The organism is Streptomyces djakartensis (assembly GCF_014651075.1).
In the GTDB taxonomy this organism is placed as follows: Bacteria; Actinomycetota; Actinomycetes; order Streptomycetales; family Streptomycetaceae; genus Streptomyces; species Streptomyces djakartensis.
Genome location: NZ_BMWE01000053.1, coordinates 1 through 1373 on the forward strand (window position 1 = coordinate 1; position 1373 = coordinate 1373).

1 protein-coding gene is annotated in these 1373 nt (G+C 69.0%); it reads left to right on the forward strand.

Annotation, left to right across the window (positions count from 1 at the left end; all coding sequences use genetic code 11):
* Positions 1-1373: glucose-6-phosphate isomerase (pgi, locus tag IE212_RS34410; protein ID WP_190201923.1), on the forward strand; the 1373-nt coding region annotated here is incomplete at both ends.

The window sequence follows — 1373 nt, forward strand, 5'->3', positions numbered from 1 at the left end:
GCCGCCGCCACGGACGTGTTCGGGCTGCGGGACGCCATGTTCCGCGGTGAGCGGATCAACACCACCGAGAACCGCGCGGTGCTGCACACCGCGCTGCGGGCGCCCCGGGACGCGGTGATCGAGGTCGACGGGGAGAACGTCGTGCCGGGCGTGCACGCCGTCCTCGACAAGATGGCCGGCTTCGCCGACCGGGTGCGCTCCGGTGCGTGGACCGGTCACACCGGCAAGCGCATCCGCAACGTCGTCAACATCGGCATCGGCGGCTCCGACCTCGGGCCCGCGATGGCGTACGAGGCGCTGCGCCCGTTCACCGCACGGGATCTGACGTTCCGCTTCGTGTCGAACGTGGACGGCTCCGACCTGCACGAGGCGGTGCGCGACCTGGACCCGGCCGAGACGCTGTTCATCGTCGCCTCCAAGACCTTCACCACCATCGAGACCATCACCAACGCGACCTCGGCGCGCTCCTGGCTGCTGGCGGGCCTGGGCGGCGACGAGAAGGCCGTGGCCAGGCACTTCGTCGCCCTGTCCACGAATGCCGAGAAGGTCACCGGGTTCGGTATCGACGTCGACAACATGTTCGAGTTCTGGGACTGGGTCGGCGGCCGCTACTCGTACGACTCCGCGATCGGCCTGTCCCTGATGATCGCCATCGGCCCGGACCGCTTCCGGGAGATGCTCGACGGGTTCCGCATCGTCGACGAGCACTTCCGCAACGCCCCCGCGGAGGCCAACGCCCCGCTCATCATGGGCCTGCTGGGCATCTGGTACGGCAACTTCCACGACGCCCAGTCGCACGCGGTCCTGCCCTACAGCCACTACCTGTCCAAGTTCACCGCCTACCTCCAGCAGCTCGACATGGAGTCCAACGGCAAGTCGGTGGACCGCGACGGGCGTCCGGTCCAGTGGCAGACGGGACCGGTGGTGTGGGGCACGCCGGGCACCAACGGGCAGCATGCCTACTACCAGTTGATCCACCAGGGCACCAAGCTCGTCCCGGCGGACTTCATCGGCTTCGCGCGGCCGGTCGCCGAGCTGAGCGACGAACTGGGGGCGCAGCACGACCTGCTGATGGCCAACTTCTTCGCCCAGACGCAGGCGCTCGCCTTCGGCAAGACGCCTCAGGAGGTGCGTGCCGAGGGCGTGCCGGAGGAGCAGGTGCCGCACCGCACCTTCAAGGGCAACCACCCCACCACCACGATCCTGGCCACCGAACTGACCCCGTCGGTCCTCGGCCAGCTGGTCGCCCTCTACGAGCACAAGGTGTTCGTGCAGGGCGCGGTGTGGAACATCGACTCCTTCGACCAGTGGGGCGTCGAGCTCGGCAAGGTGCTCGCCAAGCGCGTCGAGCCCGCCCTGACCGAGGGCGCCGA